Annotated in this window: 19 protein-coding genes; 9 read left to right on the forward strand and 10 right to left on the reverse strand. The window is 64.5% G+C overall.

Annotated features, from left to right (window positions below):
- Positions 1–55: 55 nt before the first annotated feature.
- Entirely contained in the window at positions 56–1,501 is a 1,446-nt protein-coding gene (locus J6595_RS07990) for an alanine/glycine:cation symporter family protein (protein ID WP_245197704.1), read from the reverse strand.
- A 279-nt stretch (positions 1,502–1,780) separates the two neighbouring features.
- On the opposite strand from J6595_RS07990, the gene J6595_RS07995 reads away from it, so the two are divergent.
- From J6595_RS07995 to J6595_RS08005, 3 genes are all read left to right on the forward strand, one after another.
- A complete protein-coding gene (locus J6595_RS07995; protein ID WP_209593939.1) occupies positions 1,781–2,206 on the forward strand; it encodes an organic hydroperoxide resistance protein in 426 nt (141 codons plus the stop codon).
- Between the two features lie 19 nt (positions 2,207–2,225).
- Positions 2,226–2,717 carry a MarR family winged helix-turn-helix transcriptional regulator gene (locus J6595_RS22740; RefSeq protein WP_209593940.1) on the forward strand — a complete coding sequence of 164 codons (492 nt, stop codon included), beginning with the start codon at positions 2,226–2,228 and terminating at the stop codon, positions 2,715–2,717.
- A 106-nt stretch (positions 2,718–2,823) separates the two neighbouring features.
- Positions 2,824–3,210 carry a hypothetical protein gene (locus tag J6595_RS08005; RefSeq protein ID WP_209593941.1) on the forward strand — a complete coding sequence of 129 codons (387 nt, stop codon included), beginning with the start codon at positions 2,824–2,826 and terminating at the stop codon, positions 3,208–3,210.
- Between the two features lie 329 nt (positions 3,211–3,539).
- Here the strand turns inward: J6595_RS08005 and J6595_RS08010 are convergent, their stop codons facing one another.
- Positions 3,540–4,787, reverse strand: a complete 1,248-nt coding sequence (locus J6595_RS08010) for a saccharopine dehydrogenase family protein (protein ID WP_209593942.1) — start codon at positions 4,785–4,787, stop codon at positions 3,540–3,542.
- A 38-nt stretch (positions 4,788–4,825) separates the two neighbouring features.
- Positions 4,826–5,923: a carboxynorspermidine decarboxylase gene (gene nspC / locus J6595_RS08015; protein WP_209593943.1), complete on the reverse strand. Its 1,098-nt coding sequence runs from the start codon at positions 5,921–5,923 to the stop codon at positions 4,826–4,828.
- 294 nt (positions 5,924–6,217) lie between these two features.
- On the opposite strand from nspC, the gene J6595_RS08020 reads away from it, so the two are divergent.
- From J6595_RS08020 to J6595_RS08035, 4 genes are all read left to right on the forward strand, one after another.
- Positions 6,218–8,137, forward strand: coding sequence for an ABCB family ABC transporter ATP-binding protein/permease (locus J6595_RS08020; RefSeq protein WP_280890567.1), 1,920 nt, complete (start codon positions 6,218–6,220; stop codon positions 8,135–8,137).
- Positions 8,138–8,152: 15 nt separating this feature from the next.
- Positions 8,153–9,037, forward strand: coding sequence for a phosphatidylserine decarboxylase (locus tag J6595_RS08025; RefSeq protein WP_280890569.1), 885 nt, complete (start codon positions 8,153–8,155; stop codon positions 9,035–9,037).
- Positions 9,037–9,867: a CDP-alcohol phosphatidyltransferase family protein gene (locus J6595_RS08030; RefSeq protein ID WP_209593944.1), complete on the forward strand. Its 831-nt coding sequence runs from the start codon at positions 9,037–9,039 to the stop codon at positions 9,865–9,867. The genes J6595_RS08025 and J6595_RS08030 overlap by 1 nt, the downstream gene beginning before the upstream one ends.
- Before the next feature lie 216 nt (positions 9,868–10,083).
- Positions 10,084–10,992, forward strand: a complete 909-nt coding sequence (locus J6595_RS08035) for a dihydrodipicolinate synthase family protein (protein WP_209593945.1) — start codon at positions 10,084–10,086, stop codon at positions 10,990–10,992.
- Positions 10,993–11,051: 59 nt separating this feature from the next.
- On the opposite strand, the gene J6595_RS08040 is transcribed toward J6595_RS08035, so the two are convergent.
- From J6595_RS08040 to cysG, 3 genes are all read right to left on the reverse strand, one after another.
- Positions 11,052–11,555: a type II toxin-antitoxin system VapC family toxin gene (locus J6595_RS08040; RefSeq protein ID WP_209593946.1), complete on the reverse strand. Its 504-nt coding sequence runs from the start codon at positions 11,553–11,555 to the stop codon at positions 11,052–11,054.
- 1 nt (position 11,556) lies between these two features.
- A complete protein-coding gene (locus tag J6595_RS08045; protein WP_209593947.1) occupies positions 11,557–11,799 on the reverse strand; it encodes a type II toxin-antitoxin system Phd/YefM family antitoxin in 243 nt (80 codons plus the stop codon).
- Between the two features lie 147 nt (positions 11,800–11,946).
- On the reverse strand, positions 11,947–13,488 hold the full coding sequence (cysG, locus tag J6595_RS08050; protein ID WP_425342132.1) for a siroheme synthase CysG: 1,542 nt from the start codon (positions 13,486–13,488) through the stop codon (positions 11,947–11,949).
- Between the two features lie 217 nt (positions 13,489–13,705).
- Between cysG and J6595_RS08055 the strand changes: the two genes are divergently transcribed.
- A complete protein-coding gene (locus tag J6595_RS08055; protein WP_209593948.1) occupies positions 13,706–14,227 on the forward strand; it encodes an RNA pyrophosphohydrolase in 522 nt (173 codons plus the stop codon).
- 75 nt (positions 14,228–14,302) lie between these two features.
- Positions 14,303–15,052, forward strand: coding sequence for a transporter substrate-binding domain-containing protein (locus tag J6595_RS08060; protein ID WP_209593949.1), 750 nt, complete (start codon positions 14,303–14,305; stop codon positions 15,050–15,052).
- Between the two features lie 161 nt (positions 15,053–15,213).
- Here the strand turns inward: J6595_RS08060 and J6595_RS08065 are convergent, their stop codons facing one another.
- From J6595_RS08065 to J6595_RS08080, 4 genes are read right to left on the reverse strand one after another with little or no spacing between them, the layout of a single operon-like run.
- Positions 15,214–15,618: a F0F1 ATP synthase subunit epsilon gene (locus tag J6595_RS08065; RefSeq protein WP_209593950.1), complete on the reverse strand. Its 405-nt coding sequence runs from the start codon at positions 15,616–15,618 to the stop codon at positions 15,214–15,216.
- Complete coding sequence (locus J6595_RS08070; RefSeq protein ID WP_209593951.1) at positions 15,608–15,811, reverse strand: glutathione S-transferase; 204 nt, start codon at positions 15,809–15,811, stop codon at positions 15,608–15,610. Before J6595_RS08070 ends, J6595_RS08065 begins: the two co-directional genes overlap by 11 nt.
- Positions 15,811–17,250: a F0F1 ATP synthase subunit beta gene (gene atpD, locus J6595_RS08075; RefSeq protein WP_209593952.1), complete on the reverse strand. Its 1,440-nt coding sequence runs from the start codon at positions 17,248–17,250 to the stop codon at positions 15,811–15,813. The genes J6595_RS08070 and atpD overlap by 1 nt, the downstream gene beginning before the upstream one ends.
- Before the next feature lie 26 nt (positions 17,251–17,276).
- Positions 17,277–18,164: a F0F1 ATP synthase subunit gamma gene (locus J6595_RS08080; protein WP_209593953.1), complete on the reverse strand. Its 888-nt coding sequence runs from the start codon at positions 18,162–18,164 to the stop codon at positions 17,277–17,279.
- Positions 18,165–18,211: the final 47 nt, after the last annotated feature.

Raw genomic sequence — 18,211 nt, forward strand, 5'->3', positions numbered from 1 at the left:
GTCCCGCGGACGGAATGGAAAGCCGGGCGGCCAGGACGGCGCGCCCCGCCTGTCCTCAATCCCTCGCGATGTCGCCGCGCGGCGTCCAGATCGTGCCGTCGATCTTGCCGGCAAGCTCGGGATAGTCGTCATTGTCGAAGCGCGGCTCGAGCCCGGTCGACTTTTGGCGGAAATAGTCGCGGGTGAGTTTCACCACCGTGCCCGAGAGGGCGACGATCGCGATGAGGTTGATGGTCGCCATCAGGCCCATCGAGGCGTCGGCGGTGTTGAACACCGTCGTGACCTTCACCAGCGATCCCCAGATCACCATCGCCAGAAGGCCGATCTTCAGGATGCCCAGCCAGATCCGGTTGCCGGCGCCGAGGAAGGTCATGGCATTCTCGGCATAGGAGTAGTTGCCGATGATCGAGGTGAAGGCGAAGAAAAAGATCGCCACGGCGACGAAGATCTGGCCCCAGTCGCCGATATGGGCGGACAGCGCGTTCTGGGTCAGCTCGGTGCCGGTCACCTCCTGGCCGGGCGTGTAGACGCCGGACAGAAGGATCATCAGCGCCGTCGCGGTGCAGATCACCAAAGTGTCGATGAAGACGCCGAGGCCCTGGACGAGACCCTGCGAGGAGGGGTGATGCGGATCGGGCGTCGCGACGGCGGCGATGTTGGGCGCCGAGCCCATGCCGGCTTCGTTGGAGAACAGCCCGCGCTTGACGCCGTTCAGCATCGCCGCGGCGATGCCGCCGGCAAAGCCGCCCGCCGCTTCCTGGAAGCCGAAGGCGCTTTTCACGATCAGCCACAGCATCGCCGGAACCTCGGTGATGTGGACCGCGAGGACATAGATGGCGACGGCGAGATAGGCGATCGCCATGAACGGAACGACGATTTCCGCGACATTGGCGATCGAGCGGATGCCGCCGAAGATGACGATGGCCGAAAGGACCGCGAGGGCGACGCCGATCCACAGCTTGTCGAAGCCGAAGGCCGCCTCGACGGCGTCGGCGATCGAGTTCGCCTGGACGGCGTTGAAGATCAGGCCGTAGGCGAGGATCAGGCTGAGCGAGAACAGGGCGCCGAGCCAGGGCAGGCCGAGGCCGCGGGCCATGTAGAAGGCCGGGCCGCCGCGATACTGGCCCTCCTCGTTGCGGATCTTGTAGAGCTGGGCGAGCGAGGATTCGGCATAGGCGGTCGCCATGCCGACGAGCGCGACCATCCACATCCAGAAGATCGCGCCCGGTCCGCCCAGCGTCAGCGCCACCGCGACGCCGGCGAGATTGCCGGTGCCGACGCGGCTTGCCAAAGAGACGGTCAGCGCCTGAAGCGGCGAGATGCCGGCCTTGTCGCCGCCACGGCTGCCTTTGACGACCCGGAAATATTCGGGGAAGTGGCGGATCTGGATGAAGCCGAGGCGCAGCGTGAAGAAGATGCCGACGGCAAGCAGGCCGTAGATGAGGACGTAGCCCCAGAAAATGTCGTTCATGAAATTGATGATGGGATCGATATAGGCCATGCCCGTCTCCGTTGGTGGCCCACCGGGCCCATCTGGTCGTCACAGGATGGACGATCGGTGTGGGAAGTGTCTACGGACCACGGCGCGCTTCTCCCCACGAAAATCAGTGTCGCGACGGATCCTCGCGTTTCGGCGGGGCGCTGTTTCGAGGTGTTTGCGGCAGCCGTCTTGAAGGACGCGGCTCATCGCACCAGATAGATTGCACAAAATATAATTGTGTCATCGTCAATCTGAGGCCGGCCCGCGGCGAAGCGGCCGAAGACCAGGAGTGTTTTCATCATGAGTGCAGCCTATGAAACCCGCGTCAAAGCCGTCGGCGGCCGTTCGGGCCGGGTCGAAAGCGAGGACGGCATCCTCGCCCTCGACCTCGCCATGCCGAAGGAACTCGGCGGCAAGGGCGGTGCCACCAATCCCGAGCAGCTGTTCGCGGCCGGCTATGCCGCCTGTTTCGAAAACGCCGTCATCCACGCCACCCGCAAGTCGGACACGAAGATCCGCGACGACGACATTGTCGTCGTCGGCGAAGTCGGCCTTTCCCCCAATGACAGCGGTGGCTTTCAGTTGTCGGTGACGCTCGAGGTGGAGATCGCCGGCGTCGATCAGGGAACGGCCGACGACATCGTCGCCAGGGCCCATCAGATCTGCCCCTATTCCAATGCGGTGCGGGGCAATATCGACGTGAAGCTGAAAGTCTCGGTGAAATAGACGAACGTAGGAGGCGGCGTTGACGAGAAGAACACCATCAGAGGACGACGACCTCGCCCTCGACCGGCAGGTCTGCTTTCCGCTCTATGCCGCCTCCAATCTCATCACCCGGCTCTACCGCCCGGCGCTGGCCCGCCTCGGTCTGACCTATCCGCAATATCTGGTCATGCTGGTGCTGTGGGAGGCCGCGCCCCAGAGCGTCGGGAGCCTCGGCGAGAGGCTGCATCTCGACAGCGGCACTTTGACGCCGCTGCTCAAACGCCTGGAAACCGCAGGCCTGGTGGTCCGCCGGCGTGACCCGGCCGACGAAAGGCGGGTCCTGGTCGAACTCACCGATGCCGGCAAGGCCCTGAAGGCGGAGGCTTCCGACATACCTCGGACGCTTGGCGCAGGGCTCGGGCTCGGCCGCGAAGACCTCGACGGCCTGCGCCAGACCGTCGGCGAGCTCGTCGATCTGCTCGCCGCCCATTCGCGCCCGGGATCCTATCTGCCGCCCGTCGAAGCGGACTGACCGGCTAGGGCGAAAAGGCCCGGCCGAGCGAAGGGCCTTGCATTCGGGCGGCCGCGCGTGGAATGGCTCGATCTCAAATCTGGAACAGTTCGACGTTAGGACGAAAATGTACGAGATCCTGGTCAAGGCCCATGGCGGCCTCGCGCTTTTGGCGCTGCTCCTGTCGATCTTCTGGGTCGGCGTTGCGATGACCGCACCCTCCGGCGCGGTCACCACCGTCTCCGGCATGCGCAAGGGCGTCTATATCGGCGCCGTCGCGCTGACGAGCCTTGTCGGCCTTCTCGGCCTCGTTCTCCTGGCGATGATGCCCAGCTGGGCCGGCCAGGCCTTCACATGGGTCGGCCTCGTCGTCCTCGTCGCCTATCCCATCCTCGGCGCAAGAAGCCGCCGAGCCTATGCGGCCGGCCAAAAGGGCACGGCCATCGGCCTCTCGGTCGCCATGGTCGCCCTCGTCGTCGTCGCCTATGGGGTGATGGTCGCAAAGCCGTTCTGACGGCACGCAATACCGTTTGGGGGACAGCACGCTTCACCCGTCTCACGCTGAAGGCTCCGGCAAGTCGAGTGGGCAAAACGTTCGCAAGGTCGAGAGCGACGAAACTTCACGCTGCGTCATTCTCGGGCCCCGTCCCGAGAATCCAGGGGCGGATGCCGCGACGTCGGTCCTTTGCTTCTTCGGCAACTGAAGCCACTGGCGCCCTGCGATCGCTGGATTCTCGGCACGGGGGCCGAGAATGACGGCGCGTTGAGGTGGGCGCCTCGACGCAAGAAAAAGGCGGGCCCGCCGGACCCGCCTTCTTTCATCCAATCACCACGCCCGTCCCCTTACGCCGCGAGGTCGATCGCGGCCTCCGTGCCGTTCACCTGCACCTGCGTCGGCAGGCCCATCTTGCCGAGGAGATCGAGGAACGGTTTCGGCGGCAGGTCCTCGACATTGACCATCTTCTTCACGTCCCAGGTGCCGTCGGCGATCAGAAGCGCCGCTGCCACCGGCGGCACGCCCGCCGTGTAGGAAATGCCCTGGCTGCCGACCTCGTTATAGGCGTCCTTGTGGTCGGCGACGTTGTAGATGAAGACCTCGGCGTCCTTGCCGTCCTTCTTGCCCCTGACGAGATCGCCGATGCAGGTCTTGCCCTCGTATTCGGGGGCGAGTTCCGCGGGGTTCGGCAAGCAGGCCTTCACCACCTTCAGCGGCACGACTTCCAGCCCCTCGGCCGTCGTCACCGGCTGCTCCGAAAGGAGGCCGAGATTCTTCAGAACCGTGAAGACCTGCACATAGCGCTCGCCGAAGCCCATCCAGAACCTCACATCGGCGCCCGGATAGCGCGCCGCCAGCGAATGCACCTCGTCATGGCCGGTCATGTAGGTCGGCCGCTTGCCGACCACCGGCAGATCCCACTCGCGGGGGATCTCGAACATCTGGTTGGTCTGCCAGGCGCCCTTCTGCCAGGAATAGACGACGCCGGTGAACTCGCGGAAATTGATCTCCGGGTCGAAGTTGGTCGAGAACCACTTGCCGTGGCTGCCGGCGTTCACATCGACGATGTCGATGGAGGTGATCTCGTCGAGATATTCGTCCTCGGCGAGCCGCGCATAGGCATTGACGACGCCCGGGTCGAAGCCCGCACCGAGGATCGCCGTGATCCCGGCCTTCTCCACTTCCTCGCGCCGGCGCCACTCGTAATTGCCGTACCAGGGCGGCGTCTCGCAGATCTTCAAGGGATCTTCGTGGATCGCCGTGTCGATATAAGCGGCGCCCGTCTCGATGCAGGCGCTCATCACCGACATGTTGACGAAGGCCGAGCCGACATTGATGACGATCTCGGCGCCGGTCTCGCGGATCAGCTTGACGGTGGCGGGAATGTCCAGAGCGTCGAGCGGATGCGCCGCGATCACCCCATCCTTGACCTTCATCGCGTCCTTCTCACGCACCGAGGCGATGATCGCCTCGCATTTGGCGACGGTGCGCGAGGCGATGTGGATCTCGCCGAATTTGTCGTTGGCTTGAGCGCATTTGTGGGCGGCCACCTGCGCGACGCCGCCGGCGCCGATGATCAGGACGTTCTTAGCCATTGAATGTCATTCCCCTTCAGGACGTTCGTTGTCCGGCCTTACGAGAGGCTCAGTTCATAGTCTTCATAGGTGAAGTCGCGGGCGAGGCGAATGGACCCGTCGAGCGACTTCACCGCGATTGCCGGCATTTTCACGCCGTTGAACCAGTTCTTCTTGACCATTGTATAACCGGCTGCATCCTGAATGGAGATGCGCTGGCCGATTTCCAAGGGCTGTTCGAAGTAAAACTCGCCGAAAATATCCCCGGCGAGACAGGATTTTCCGCAGATCATCACCGGATACGCGCCGGTGTTTGGCGATATCTTGGCGCTTTCCCGGTAGATCAGAAGGTCCAGCATATGGGCCTCGACCGAGGAATCGACGATCGCCAGCTCCTTGCCGTTGAAGAGCCGGTCGAGCACCGTCACCTCCAGCGTCGTCGTGCGGGTGATCGCCGCCTCGCCGGGCTCGAGATACACCTGCACGCCGTATCTCTCGGCAAAGGCCTTGAGCCGCCGGCAGAGCGCATCGACCGGATAGTCATCGCCGGTGAAATGGATGCCGCCGCCAAGGCTCACCCAGTCGACCCGTTCGAAGAGATGGCCGAACTTTGCTTCGATCTCACCCAGCATCTTGTCGAACAACGCGAAATCGCCGTTCTCGCAATTGTTGTGGACCATGAAGCCGGAGATCTGGTCGATCACCGCCTCGACCTTTGCCGCATCCCATTCGCCGAGCCGCGAGAACGGCCTTGCGGGGTCGGCAAGGTCGAAGCTTGATGTCGAAACGCCGGGGTTCACGCGCAGCCCGCGGGTGATCCCGGCGCTTTTTTCCGCAAAGCGCTCGAGCTGCGAGATCGAGTTGAAGATGATCTTGTCGGCGTTCTCGATCACTTCTCCGATCTCGTGATCGGCATAGGCGACGGAATAGGCGTGGGTCTCGCCGCCGAACTTCCGGCGCCCGAGCTTCACCTCGAAGAGCGAGGACGACGTCGTCCCGTCCATATGCTCGGCCATCAGATCGAACACCGCCCAGGACGCGAAGCACTTCAGGGCGAGCAGAACCTTCGCCCCGGATTTTTCCCGCACCTCGTCCATGACGCGCATATTGGCGAGAAGCTTCGCCTCGTCGATCAGATAATAGGGGGTGTCGACCATCGCCCGCCCGTTTCGCCAGAAGTTCAGGATTGTGGCCGGTGTTTAGGCGAAAGCGGGCAAGGGGTGCAAGGGAGGCGCCGGGACGGACGCCGGCGACCCGCCGGCACGAGCAAGATCCGCCATCCCGCCGCTCTGCGACATGCGCGAAGAACACGCCGTCTTGTCCGGGTGACGACAGACTTGCGCAATTCTCGCCCGCGACGGTCGATCTTTGCGCAGACAAGGCTTAGATCGGTTCCAGATCGATCCGCTCACCAGCAAGCGCGGCCGCATCGCGGCCCGTGAAGGACACTCTTGGCCAATACCAGCAACGCCCGCGTCTCAGGCGACAGCGGCGAGACCTTTTCGACGCTGAAAAATCTCTGGCCCTATATGTGGCCCAGCGACCGGCCGGACCTGAAGATGCGCGTCGTCTACGCGTCCTTGTTTCTGGTCCTCGCCAAGCTTCTGACGGTCGGCGTTCCCTATTTCTACAAATGGGCGACCGACGCCCTCGACGGCAGTTCGGGCACGGTGACTGCCAGCCCCTCGGGCGATGAGACCGGCTGGCTGCCGATCATCCTCGCCGGCGCGATCACCCTCGTCGTCTCCTACAATGTCGCACGGGTGATCTCCGTCGGTCTGAACCAGCTGCGCGACGCGCTGTTTGCCCGCGTCGGCCAGTATGCGGTGCGACGGCTCGCCTATCGCACCTTCACCCACATGCATCGTCTGTCGCTGCGCTTTCATCTGGAGCGGCGCACCGGCGGGCTGTCGCGGATCATCGAGCGCGGCACCAAGGGCATCGAGGCGATCGTCCGCTTCACCATTCTCAACACCATCCCGACGATCCTGGAATTTGCCCTCGTCGCGGTGATCTTCGGCTTTTCCTACGGGCTTTCCTACGTCGCGGTCATTGCCGTGACGATCTGGCTCTATGGCTGGTTCACCATCAAGGCCAGCGACTGGCGGATCAACATCCGCCGCGACATGAACGATTCGGACACCGACGCCAACACCAAGGCGATCGATTCGCTTCTGAACTTCGAGACGGTCAAATATTTCGGCAACGAGGCGATGGAGGCCGAGCGCTTCGACCGCTCCATGGCCCGCTACGAGATCGCCGCGACGCGGATCTGGACCTCGCTCGGCTGGCTGAACTTCGGCCAGGGCGTGATCTTCGGCACAGGCATGGCGATCGTCATGGTGATGTCGGCGCTGGCGGTCAGGGACGGCACCCAGACCCTCGGCGACTTCGTCTTCGTCAACGCCATGCTGATGCAGCTGTCGATCCCGCTCAACTTCATCGGCTTCGTCTATCGCGAGATCCGCCAGGGCCTCACCGACATCGAGGAGATGTTCGCGCTTCTCGATGTCGAGGCCGAGGTGAAGGACAAGCCGGATGCCGGGGCGCTCGTCGTCAGCGACGGGGCGATCCGCTTCGAGGACGTGCGCTTCGGCTACGATCCGGCCCGGGCCATTCTCAAGGGCGTTTCCTTCGAGGTGCCGCCGGGCAAGTCGGTGGCGATCGTCGGGCCGTCGGGAGCGGGCAAGTCGACCATCTCGCGGCTTCTGTTCCGCTTCTACGACGTCGGCGCCGGCCGGATCACCATCGACGGCCAGGACATTTCGAAGGTCACGCAGGCGAGCGTCCGCGCGGCGATCGGGATCGTCCCGCAGGACACCGTCTTGTTCAACGACACCATCGCCTACAACATCCGCTACGGGCGCATCGACGCCGACGAGGAGGAGGTGGTGCGCGCCGCCGAACTCGCCCAGATCGCCGGCTTCATCGAGCAGCTGCCGGATGGGTTCGCCTCGATGGTCGGCGAGCGCGGGCTGAAGCTTTCGGGCGGCGAGAAGCAGCGCGTCGCAATCGCCCGGACGATCCTCAAGGCCCCGCCGATCCTCGTCCTCGACGAGGCGACGTCGGCCCTCGACACCCATACGGAGCAGGAAATCCAGTCGGCGCTCGACCTCGTGTCGAAGAACCGTACGACGCTGACCATCGCCCACCGGCTGTCGACGATCATCAATTGCGACGAGATCCTCGTCCTGAAGGCCGGCGAGATCGTCGAGCGCGGCTCCCATCGCGAACTCCTTGCCAATAACGGACTTTATGCCGAGATGTGGGCGATGCAGCGCGAGGCGACGGAAGCCGAAGAAGCGCTGAGGCGGGCGCGCGAGAGCGACGAGTTCGGCGTGATCGAGCGGCGCCGCACCCAGCCGAGCTGATGCGCGCTCGAGCCGTTGTGCCGGGCTTGCCTGGAACGGCTCCCTCGCGGTCACGTTGAGCTTGAGGCAAGAGGGCTTTGCGTTAGCGGCATCCACGATGCCGGGCGCAATGATCGCAGCGGACGGAGTATCGGAAAAAGGCCGCATCGGCTAAACGCGCCGAAACGATCCGGCGAAACGAACGGGAAGAAGTCGACAAACGTGCATATCATCACCTCGATCCGCAACGCCTTCGTCCCCATTCACCGGGCGGGCTATCCGTTCATCGCCGTCTTCTTCGGCGTGTCGATCATTCTCGGCCTGTTCTGGCAGCCGCTGTTCTGGCTCGGCCTGATCCTGACGGCCTGGTGCGCCTATTTCTTTCGTGATCCCGAACGCGTCACCCCGGTCGCCGATCATCTGGTGGTCAGCCCGGCCGACGGCACGGTCTCGCTCGTCGGCCATGTCGCACCGCCGAGCGAACTCGGTCTCGGCGCCGAGCCGATGCTGCGCGTCTCGATCTTCATGAACGTGTTCAACTGCCATGTGAACCGCGCGCCGATGCGCGGCCGCATCGCCCGGATCCTCTATCGCGAGGGCGAGTTCAAGAATGCCGAACTCGACAAGGCGAGCGAGGTCAACGAGCGCAATGCGATGGTGATCGAGACAACCCAGGGCGAGATCGGCGTCGTCCAGATTGCCGGCTTCATCGCGCGGCGCATCGTCTGCTGGGGGCAGGTGGAAGACCGGATCGAGGCCGGCGAGCGCTTCGGCCTCATCCGCTTCGGCTCGCGGCTCGACGTCTATCTGCCGGGCAGCGTCAAGCCGCGCGTCGCCGAGGGCCAGACGGCCATCGCCGGCGAGACGATCATCGCCGAATTCGGCGATCACCTCCGTTCCTGGCCAGCGAGGCGCGATTGATGCTGCTCGAGAAGGTCTTCCCACCGTTCGATCCGGGGCAGCCGGACGACGAGAACCGTGAGCGGCGGCGCATCCCCTTTCGGCGGATCGTGCCGAACCTGATCACCATTCTGGCCATCTGCGCCGGGATGACCGGCGTCAGGCTGGCGTTCGAAGGGCGGTTCGAGCTGGCCGTCGCGATGGTTCTGGGGGCGGCCTTTCTCGACGGTATCGACGGGCGCGTGGCGCGCATGCTGAAGGGCCAGAGCCGCTTCGGCGCGGAGATGGACTCGCTCGCCGACATCGTCAATTTCGGCCTTGCCCCGGCGCTGCTTCTCTACGCCTTCGTGCTTAACGAGGCGGGTGCCTTCGGCTGGACGGCGGCGCTGCTTTATACGACCGGCTGCGCGCTGAGGCTCGCCCGCTTCAACACGATGCTCGACGATCCGCATCGGCCGAAATGGCATTCGGCCTTCTTCGTCGGCGTGCCGGCACCGGCCGGGGCGGCGCTGGCGCTCTTGCCGATGTATGTGAGCTTCGTCGGCGTCGATTTGCATCTTCCGCAGCTGACCGCCGGCGTCACGGCGATCTATCTGGTCTTCGTCGGCCTGTTGATGGCAAGCCGCATTCCCACCTGGTCGGGCAAGGGTGCCGGCATCCGCGTGCCGCGCAGCTATGCGATCCCGATCATCATGCTTCTGGTGCTCTATGTCGCCATGCTGGTCAGCTTCTTCTGGGAGACGCTGACGGTGTCGATCCTTGCCTATTACGTCTCGATCCCGTTTTCCTGGCGGGAATTTTCCAAACGGTCGAACCGCGAAGCTCGCCAGTTCGGCCCGCCGGCCGGGTGAGGGTTTGTCGAAGGCGTTGACGCGCTAATCTGCCGGCAAGAGCCACGAGACGGTGTCGGCAGCGCCTCAGATGACATTGCTGAGCCGGGCGGAAACCCGCGTGGCGGACCCGGCGCCCTGATATTCATAAGTGGACATTGGCGTTTCGTATCCCGCACGGGATGATGCGTATGGTAGCGATGCGCCTGCGTCGCCATTGCCAGAAAGGTTTGCTCGATGAGTATCGAGGCTCCGTCCCACCCGTTTTTCGGCCTCTCGGCTTTTCCCCTGACGCCGACGGATGCTTCGGGTCGTGTCGACACCGAAGGGCTGTCACGGCTGGTGGAACGGCTGTGCGCGGCGAAGGTCGGTTCGATCGGCCTTCTCGGCTCGACGGGCACCTACGCCTATCTGACGCGTGAGGAACGGCGACGTGCCGTCGAAGCCGCTGCCGAGTGCGTGAACGGCCGGGTGCCGCTGGTCGTGGGCGTCGGGGCGCTTCGCACCGACAAGGCGATCGAGATCGCACGGGATGCGGAAGCGGCGGGCGCAGACGCTCTCCTCATGGCGCCTGTCTCCTATACGCCCCTGACACAGGACGAGGCGTTCGAGCACTACAGGGCGGTGTCGACCGAATCGGCTCTCCCCTTTTGCGTCTACAACAATCCCGGCACGACCCATTTCACCTTCGGCCTCGATCTCCTCGAGCGCCTGTCGCGGCTGCCAGCCATCGTGGCCGTGAAGATGCCCATGCCCGTGGGCGGCGATTTCGCGGGCGAGCTTTCGACCTTGCGCGAGCGCACCGACCTTGCCGTCGGCTACAGCGCCGACTGGGGCATGAAGGACGCGATGCTGGCCGGGGCAGATGCCTTCTACAGCGTCCTTGGCGGTATTCTGCCGGATCCGGTTCTTGCGATCATGCGGGCCGCGCAGGCTGGTGACGAGCATGAGGCAGGGCGCCTCGACGATCTGCTCCAGCCCTTGTGCAGCACCTTCAAGTCTTTTGGCAGCCTGCGCGTGATGTATGTGCTCTACGAAGCCCTCGGCCTTGGGCGCGCCGAGCCGCCACGTCCGATCCTGCCCCTGGATGCCGCCTCGCACGCCGAGGTTCTTCGCGCCGTCGAGCCGCTTTCCGTCATGGGCTGAGTGGGCGCGGGTTCGCCTGCGCAGATCCCATGACTTCGCAAGGCCGTTTGTGCGTCCTTTTAGGGCGCACCGCCTCCTGGTCGCATCGCTGGGCCAGTTTGTTTCCGGGATAGTTCACGCTTCGGCAGAGCCGGCAACCCGTCATGAGGGTTGATGCAGGCGACGCCCAGCGGAGCAAAATCCTTGATGTTTCGCGTCAGGACGGAGAGGTCGTGAGCCTCGGCCGTTGCTGCGATCGCGATGTCGGCGAAGCTTGGATCCAGACCCTCGCCCCGTGCCCGGTCCAGAAGCTTGCCCGCGATCCGCGCCGCGCGGATGTCGAACGGCAGGATGCGGTCAGCGTACAGATGCTCGACGGTTTCCCACCACGCGCGCAGCAGTGCCGCCTTGCGGTTCGCGCCTTCGCGCTCATTCTTCTCGATGCCGTCCACGATCTCCGCGCCGGTGACCGTCGATAGAAACAGCGCGTCGGACGCCAGATCGAGCCACTCCACCAATGCCGCGAACGGAACCCTTGCGGCCAGGGAACCAGCCGACAGGATGTTGGTGTCGAGGAGGTACACGTCAGAACTCGACCTTGCGCGAGGAGGTCCGGTTGCGCTCCGGCAGGTCGCCGTCCTCCAGTCCCGACGCCATCAACAGGCGCCCGAAGCTCGGGACGGTCGAAAGCTTCTTCCATTCAGCGAAGCTCACGACGACGGCTTCGGGTTCCCCGTAGCGGGTGATGACGACCGGTTCACCGCGAACCACGTCGTCAACCACGGCCGACAGGGTGGCTTTGGCGTCTTTCAGCTGAATTTCGCGCATGGCTCGCCTCGATATGACTACTATAGTCATATGTAGCGTTCAAAGACTCTGCCGGCAATCCACGCGAGTGAACGGCCCTCGCACGGGGGACCTCTTCGAGTCCAACGCCGGAAACCGTCCTCTCCGCCCGCAAAGGGGCGGGGGAGCTTATCCGGCCAGTGCCGCCCGTGTTTCCCGATTGCCGCTTTCCGCCATCTCGACCGCTTCGCCGAAGACATCGCCGACGCCGATGAGGATCGGACGATCGAGCCCGATGGTCGTGACGATCGCGGCGAGGTCCGACAGCCGTCCGGCGGCGCGGGTCTCGTCCTCGCGCGACAGATTGGCGGCCACGCCGACCGGCGTTGATGGGGAAAGGCCCTCGGCAATCAGCCGCTCGGCGATCCGGCCGGCCATGCGGCCACCCATGTAGAAGATCGTCGTCGCGCCGGGTTTTGCCAGTGCCGGCCAGTCGACGTCTTCCGGCAGGCCGCCCTTCTTGGAATGGCCGGTGACGAGGCGCAGCTCCTGGGCGTGGTCGCGGTGGGTGAGCGAAATGTTGAAGCTGGCGGCGAGCGCCGAAGCCGCGGTGATACCGGGCACGATCGACACGGGGATGCCCTCGGCCTTCAGTTCGCGCAGCTCCTCGCCGGCCCTGCCGAAGACCGAAACGTCGCCGGATTTCAGCCGCACGACCGACTTGCCGGCCCGGGCGAACTGCACCATCAAGGCGTTGATGTCTTCCTGACGGCAGCTTTCGCGCGATGCCCGCTTGCCGACGAGCATGCGTTTGGCCTCCCGCCGGGCGAGCTCCAGAATGGCGTCGGAGACGAGGTCGTCGAACAGGATGACGTCGGCGGCCTGAAGCGCGCGCACGGCCTTCAGCGTCAACAGTTCCGCCTCGCCGGGGCCTGCGCCGACCAGCGTCACCCTTCCGACCTTTGCGCCATGGGCCTGGCTTTCGGGTGCGGTGGCGATTTCTTCGATCAGCTTTGCAGCTTCGCTCTCGTCGCCGGCGTCCGGCGCGCGGGTGAGAAAGGCCTTGTCGGCGAAGCGCTCCCAGAAGGTGCGGCGCTCGAGACCCGGAGACAGCTTCTCCATCGTCGCCGTACGCAGCTCTGCCGCGAGCGCCGCCCAGCCGGAAAGGGCAGGGGGCAGAAGCGTCTCGATGCGTCGGCGGATCGCCTGACCGAGGATCGGCGCCGCGCCACGGGTCGAGATGCCGATGACGACGGGCGAGCGGTTGACGATCGAGCCGAAGGCGAAATCGCAGAAGGCCGGCTTGTCGACGACGTTGACGGGAACCGAGGCGGCTCTGGCCGCGCAGGCAAAGGCGTGACCCTCGGCCTCGCTCTCGGTGTCGAGAAGGGCAAGGGCCGGGCGAGGGGCCTCGGCGCCAAACAGATCGAGCGCCCACGGGCGATCATGATGGCGGATCTGCCCGGCGCCCGGCTGGTTCTTGGTGCCGATCTCGCCAAGCAGCGATGTCATCTCCGGATCGAGTTCGTCGAAAGGCGCGTAGAGTTCGACGGCAGCCCCGGCTGCGGCCAGCATCTCGGCTTTCCACGCGGCGGCGGCCGATCCGCCGGCCATCAGGACCGTCCGTCCCTTCAGCGCGAAGAACACCGGCAGCACCGAGAGTTCGCCCATGCGCTTGGGGCGCGCCGGGGTCGGGTTCTTCTTCGGCGAGAGGATGGGCGTCAACGACATGGCGGTTTCCGGCTTTATCGATGGATCCGAAGATAGGTCGCAAGACCCCTCGATGACGAGAGCAAATATTTCGCAATTGCGAAAGAGTTGGCAAGTTTTTACTCACGCGGACGTCTTGCCCTTCCCGCGGCAGACGGTGCCGGCTCTTGCGCGCGGATGGATGCGAGCGATAGTGGTCGGCAGATTTCGCCCCCAAGAACCGAGAGACGAACAGCTCATGCCAAAGGTCGATCCCGCGACGCTGCCCTATCGCCCCTGCGTCGGCATCATGGCTCTCAATCGTGACGGCCTTGCCTGGGCCGGTCGCCGGCTGGTCGAGGACGAGGGCGAGATGACCGGCGCCGAAAAGCTCTGGCAGATGCCCCAGGGCGGCATCGACGCGGGCGAGGATGCGCTCGAGGCAGCCAAACGCGAGCTTTACGAGGAGACCGGCATGAAGACGGTGTCCTACCTCGCCGAGACCGAGGGCTGGATCACCTACGATCTGCCGGCCGATCTCGTCGGCGTCGCCTTCAAGGGCAAGTATCGCGGCCAGAAGCAGCGCTGGTTCGCCTTCAGATTCGAAGGCGATGAATCAGAGATTGCGATCAACCCGCCGCCGGGCGGGCACGACGCCGAGTTCGACCGCTGGGGATGGAAGTCATTCGACGAGTTGCTTGACGAGATCGTGCCGTTCAAGCGCTCGGTCTACGAGGAGGTGGTCAAGGCCTTCCGCCATCTGGAGAACACCGTTGGGTAAGACGCCTCTGTCTCGGGCCGGTCGATGCAAGCTGCGACCCGGCGAAACGCGGCGCGAGCGTGAGGAGGCGCAACCGTGACCCGCGATCGCGAAGTCGAGGCTCTCAGAAGCGGTCTCGTGAAGGACGGCCGGCTGCGTGTCGCGATCAATCTCGGCAATGCGTCGCTTGCGCAGAGAGATCCCGAGACCGGCGAATTGTCGGGTGTCAGCGTCGCGCTGGCGCGGGCCCTTTCTGCGGCACTGCAAGCCGAGCTGCACGTATCGACCTATCCCGGCGCGGGAAAGGTGGTCGCCGATGCCGGGGCCGATGTCTGGGATGTCGCCTTTCTCGCGATCGACCCCAAGCGCCGGGAGGTGGTGGCCTATTCGAGCCCCTATGTGCTGATCGAGGCCAAGGCGGTGGTTCCCGCTGGGTCTTCGCTGCTCCATGTCGACGAACTCGACCGGGACGGCGTGTCGCTTCTGGTCGCCGCCAACTCGGCTTACGATCTCTATCTCAGCGAACATGCCCGGGCGATGACGCTTGTCCGCGCCGAAACGCCCGGCGCCTCCTTCGACGGGTTCAAGGCGGATCCGTCCTGCGCCGACGCCGTTGCCGGCGTCGCGCAGTCGCTCGAAAAAGCTTTCGGGGGCGAGAAGAGCTTTCGCTTTCTCGAGGGCCGCATCACCGCCATCGAGCAGGCGATGGCCCTGCCGATCCGTAACGCCGGGCTCGTCGATGCACTGACCGGATTCGTCGAGGCAAGAAAGCGTGACGGCTTCGTGCGCGAGGCGCTCGACCTTACTGGTATGCACAGCCTGGTCGTCGCAGATCCTGCAGCCTGACGGCGATCAGCTCCAGCCGTGGCCTCAGCATCCGGATCGATCTTCTGACCATTGCTTGATGCTGCCCTGCGGCGAAAAGAACGCGCCGAAAACAACACGGCCCGAAAACCGACATGGTCTGCGGGCCGTTCGTCTTGAAGGGAAAAGAGGGGTGAGGGCGATCAGCCCTTGAGGCCTTCGCGCGCCTCTTTCAGCTGGTCGAGCTTGTGCTGGGCCCTGGTCTTGGCCTCCTGGCCGTCCGCGTCGGCGACGTCTTCCTCGGCGTCCTTGATGCTCTGGTCGAGCGCAGCCATGTCGACCTCGTCCGCCGGCTCGGCATGTTCGGCAAGCAGCGTAAGGCCGTTCTCGTTGACGTCGGCAAAGCCGCCGCGCACGAAGATGCGCTCTTCGGAGCCGCCGTCCTTGGTGACGAGAACGATGCCAGGCTTCACCGTCGTCATCACCGGGGCATGCTTCGCCATGACGGTGAAGAAGCCCTCCGAGCCCGGAACGGAGACGGCGGTGACGGCCTCCGACATCAGGAGCTTTTCCGGGGAGACGAGTTCAAACTGGAAGCTATCGGCCATCGGTCTCTGGTTCCTTCGCGGCGGCCTTGAAATGCCGGACCGCCGTTTCGAACTTGTCGCGGCAGCCGGGGTTGCAGAAACCGACCACCGCGCCGTCGAATGTCGTCAGGGAATCGCCCGCGATCGGTTTTCCCGACCACGGGCAAGTCTCGTTGATCGCGTCCTCGATACGAAGGCCACGATCGTCGCTCATCAGGCGGCGTCCTGTGCCAGCTTCTTGGCCTTTTCGACAGCCTGGTCGATCGAACCGACCATGTAGAAGGCGGCCTCCGGCAGGTGGTCGTATTCGCCCTCGACGAGGCCCTTGAAGGACTTGATCGTGTCTTCCAGCGAGACAAGCTGGCCCGGCGTGTTGGTGAACACCTCGGCGACCGAGAAGGGCTGCGACAGGAAGCGCTCGATCTTGCGGGCGCGCGCCACCGTCAGCTTGTCCTCTTCGGACAGTTCGTCCATGCCGAGAATGGCGATGATGTCCTGCAGCGACTTGTACTTCTGCAGAAGCTCCTGGACGTTACGCGCAACCTCGTAGTGCTCCTCACCGACGATCATCGGCGAAAGGATGCGCGAGGTGGAATCGAGCGGATCGACGGCCGGGTAGATGCCCTTTTCAGAGATCGCACGGTTGAGAACCGTGGTCGCGTCCAAGTGGGCGAAGGTGGTGGCCGGCGCCGGGTCGGTCAGATCGTCGGCAGGAACGTAGATGGCCTGCACCGAGGTGATCGAACCCTTGGTCGTCGTGGTGATGCGCTCCTGCATCGCGCCCATGTCGGTGGCGAGCGTCGGCTGATAGCCCACCGCCGAGGGAATGCGGCCGAGAAGCGCCGACACCTCGGAGCCCGCCTGGGTGAAGCGGAAGATGTTGTCGACGAAGAACAGAACGTCCTGGCCCTGGTCGCGGAAATGCTCGGCGATGGTGAGACCGGTGAGCGCGACGCGGGCGCGGGCGCCGGGAGGCTCGTTCATCTGACCGTAGACAAGCGCGGCCTTGGAGCCTTCGGCCGAGCCTTCATGCTCGTGCGGGTCCTTGTTCACGCCCGATTCGATCATCTCGTGATAGAGATCGTTGCCCTCGCGGGTGCGCTCGCCGACGCCGGCGAACACCGAATAACCGCCATGGGCTTTCGCGACGTTGTTGATCAGCTCCTGGATCAGCACCGTCTTGCCGACGCCGGCGCCGCCGAACAGGCCGATCTTGCCGCCGCGGGCATAGGGCGTCAGAAGGTCGATGACCTTGATGCCGGTGACGAGGATCTGGCTTTCCGGCGACTGCTCGATATAGGGCGGAGCGGACTGGTGGATCGCGCGCTTCTCGTTCGAGTTGATCGGTCCGACCTCGTCGATCGGCTCGCCGATGACGTTCATGATGCGGCCGAGGGTCGCCTCGCCGACGGGAACGCGGATCGGCTCCCCGGTGTCGGTGACTTCCTGGCCGCGCACGAGGCCTTCGGTGAGCTCCATCGAGATCGTGCGGACGGTGTTTTCACCGAGATGCTGCGCAACCTCGAGCACCACGCGCTGGCCGTGGTTGTCGCATTCGAGCGCGTTCAGGATCGGCGGCAGGTGGTCGTCGAATTCGACGTCGACGACGGGGCCGATGACCTGTTGGATGCGGCCGGTATTCTTGTCAGCCATAGCGAGGCCTCCTCTCGATTCTCGTGTCAGAGCGCCTCGGCGCCCGAAATGATTTCGACCAGTTCCGTCGTGATCTGCGCCTGGCGCTGGCGGTTGTAGGAGACCGACAGCTTGTCGATCATATCGCCGGCATTGCGCGTCGCATTGTCCATCGCCGTCATTCGCGCGCCTTGTTCGGAGGCGGCATTTTCGAGCATGGCGTGCAGGATCTGGACCTTGATGTTGCGCGGGATGAGCGCGTCGAGAATTTCGCCAGGCTCCGGCTCGTATTCGTAGACGGTGGCGGCAGACTTCTCGTCGGTCTCTTCCTCTTCGCCGGCCTCGGAGAGGTCGGCCGGGATGATCTGCTGGCCCGTCGGGATCTGCGTGATGACGTTCTCGAACTCCGAATAGAAGATCGTGCAGACGTCGAACTCGCCCTTCTCGAACAGCTCCATCACCTTCTCGCCGAGCATGTCGGCCTGGTCGAAGCCGGGCTGCTTGACCTCCCGGAAGTCGATCCGCTCGATCACCTTGTCGGAGAGATCGCGGCGCATCAGGTCCCAGGCCTTCTTGCCGACGGCGAGGAACTTGACGGTCTTGCCCTCACCCTCGAGCTTGCGCTGGTGCTGGCGCGCCTTCTTCACGATCGAGGCGTTGAAGCCGCCACAAAGGCCGCGTTCGGCGGTGAAGACGACGAGAAGATGGGTGTCGTCCTTGCCGGTGCCGACCATCAGCGGCGGGCCGTCGCCTTCGACGGCGCCGGCGATGTTGGCGAGAACGGAGGCCATGCGCTCGGCATAGGGCCTCGCAGCGGCCGCCGCCTCTTCGGCCCGACGCAGTTTCGCCGCCGCGACCATCTGCATGGCCTTGGTGATCTTCTGCGTCGATTTCACCGACGAGATGCGGTTTCGAAGGTCCTTCAGTGATGCCATGGTCTGGCGCAGTCTCCCGCTGGCGCGGCCCCACTCCGCAGGGAGTG

It is taken from the genome of Jiella mangrovi (genome assembly GCF_017815135.1).
Taxonomy (GTDB): domain Bacteria; phylum Pseudomonadota; class Alphaproteobacteria; order Rhizobiales; family Rhizobiaceae; genus Jiella; species Jiella mangrovi.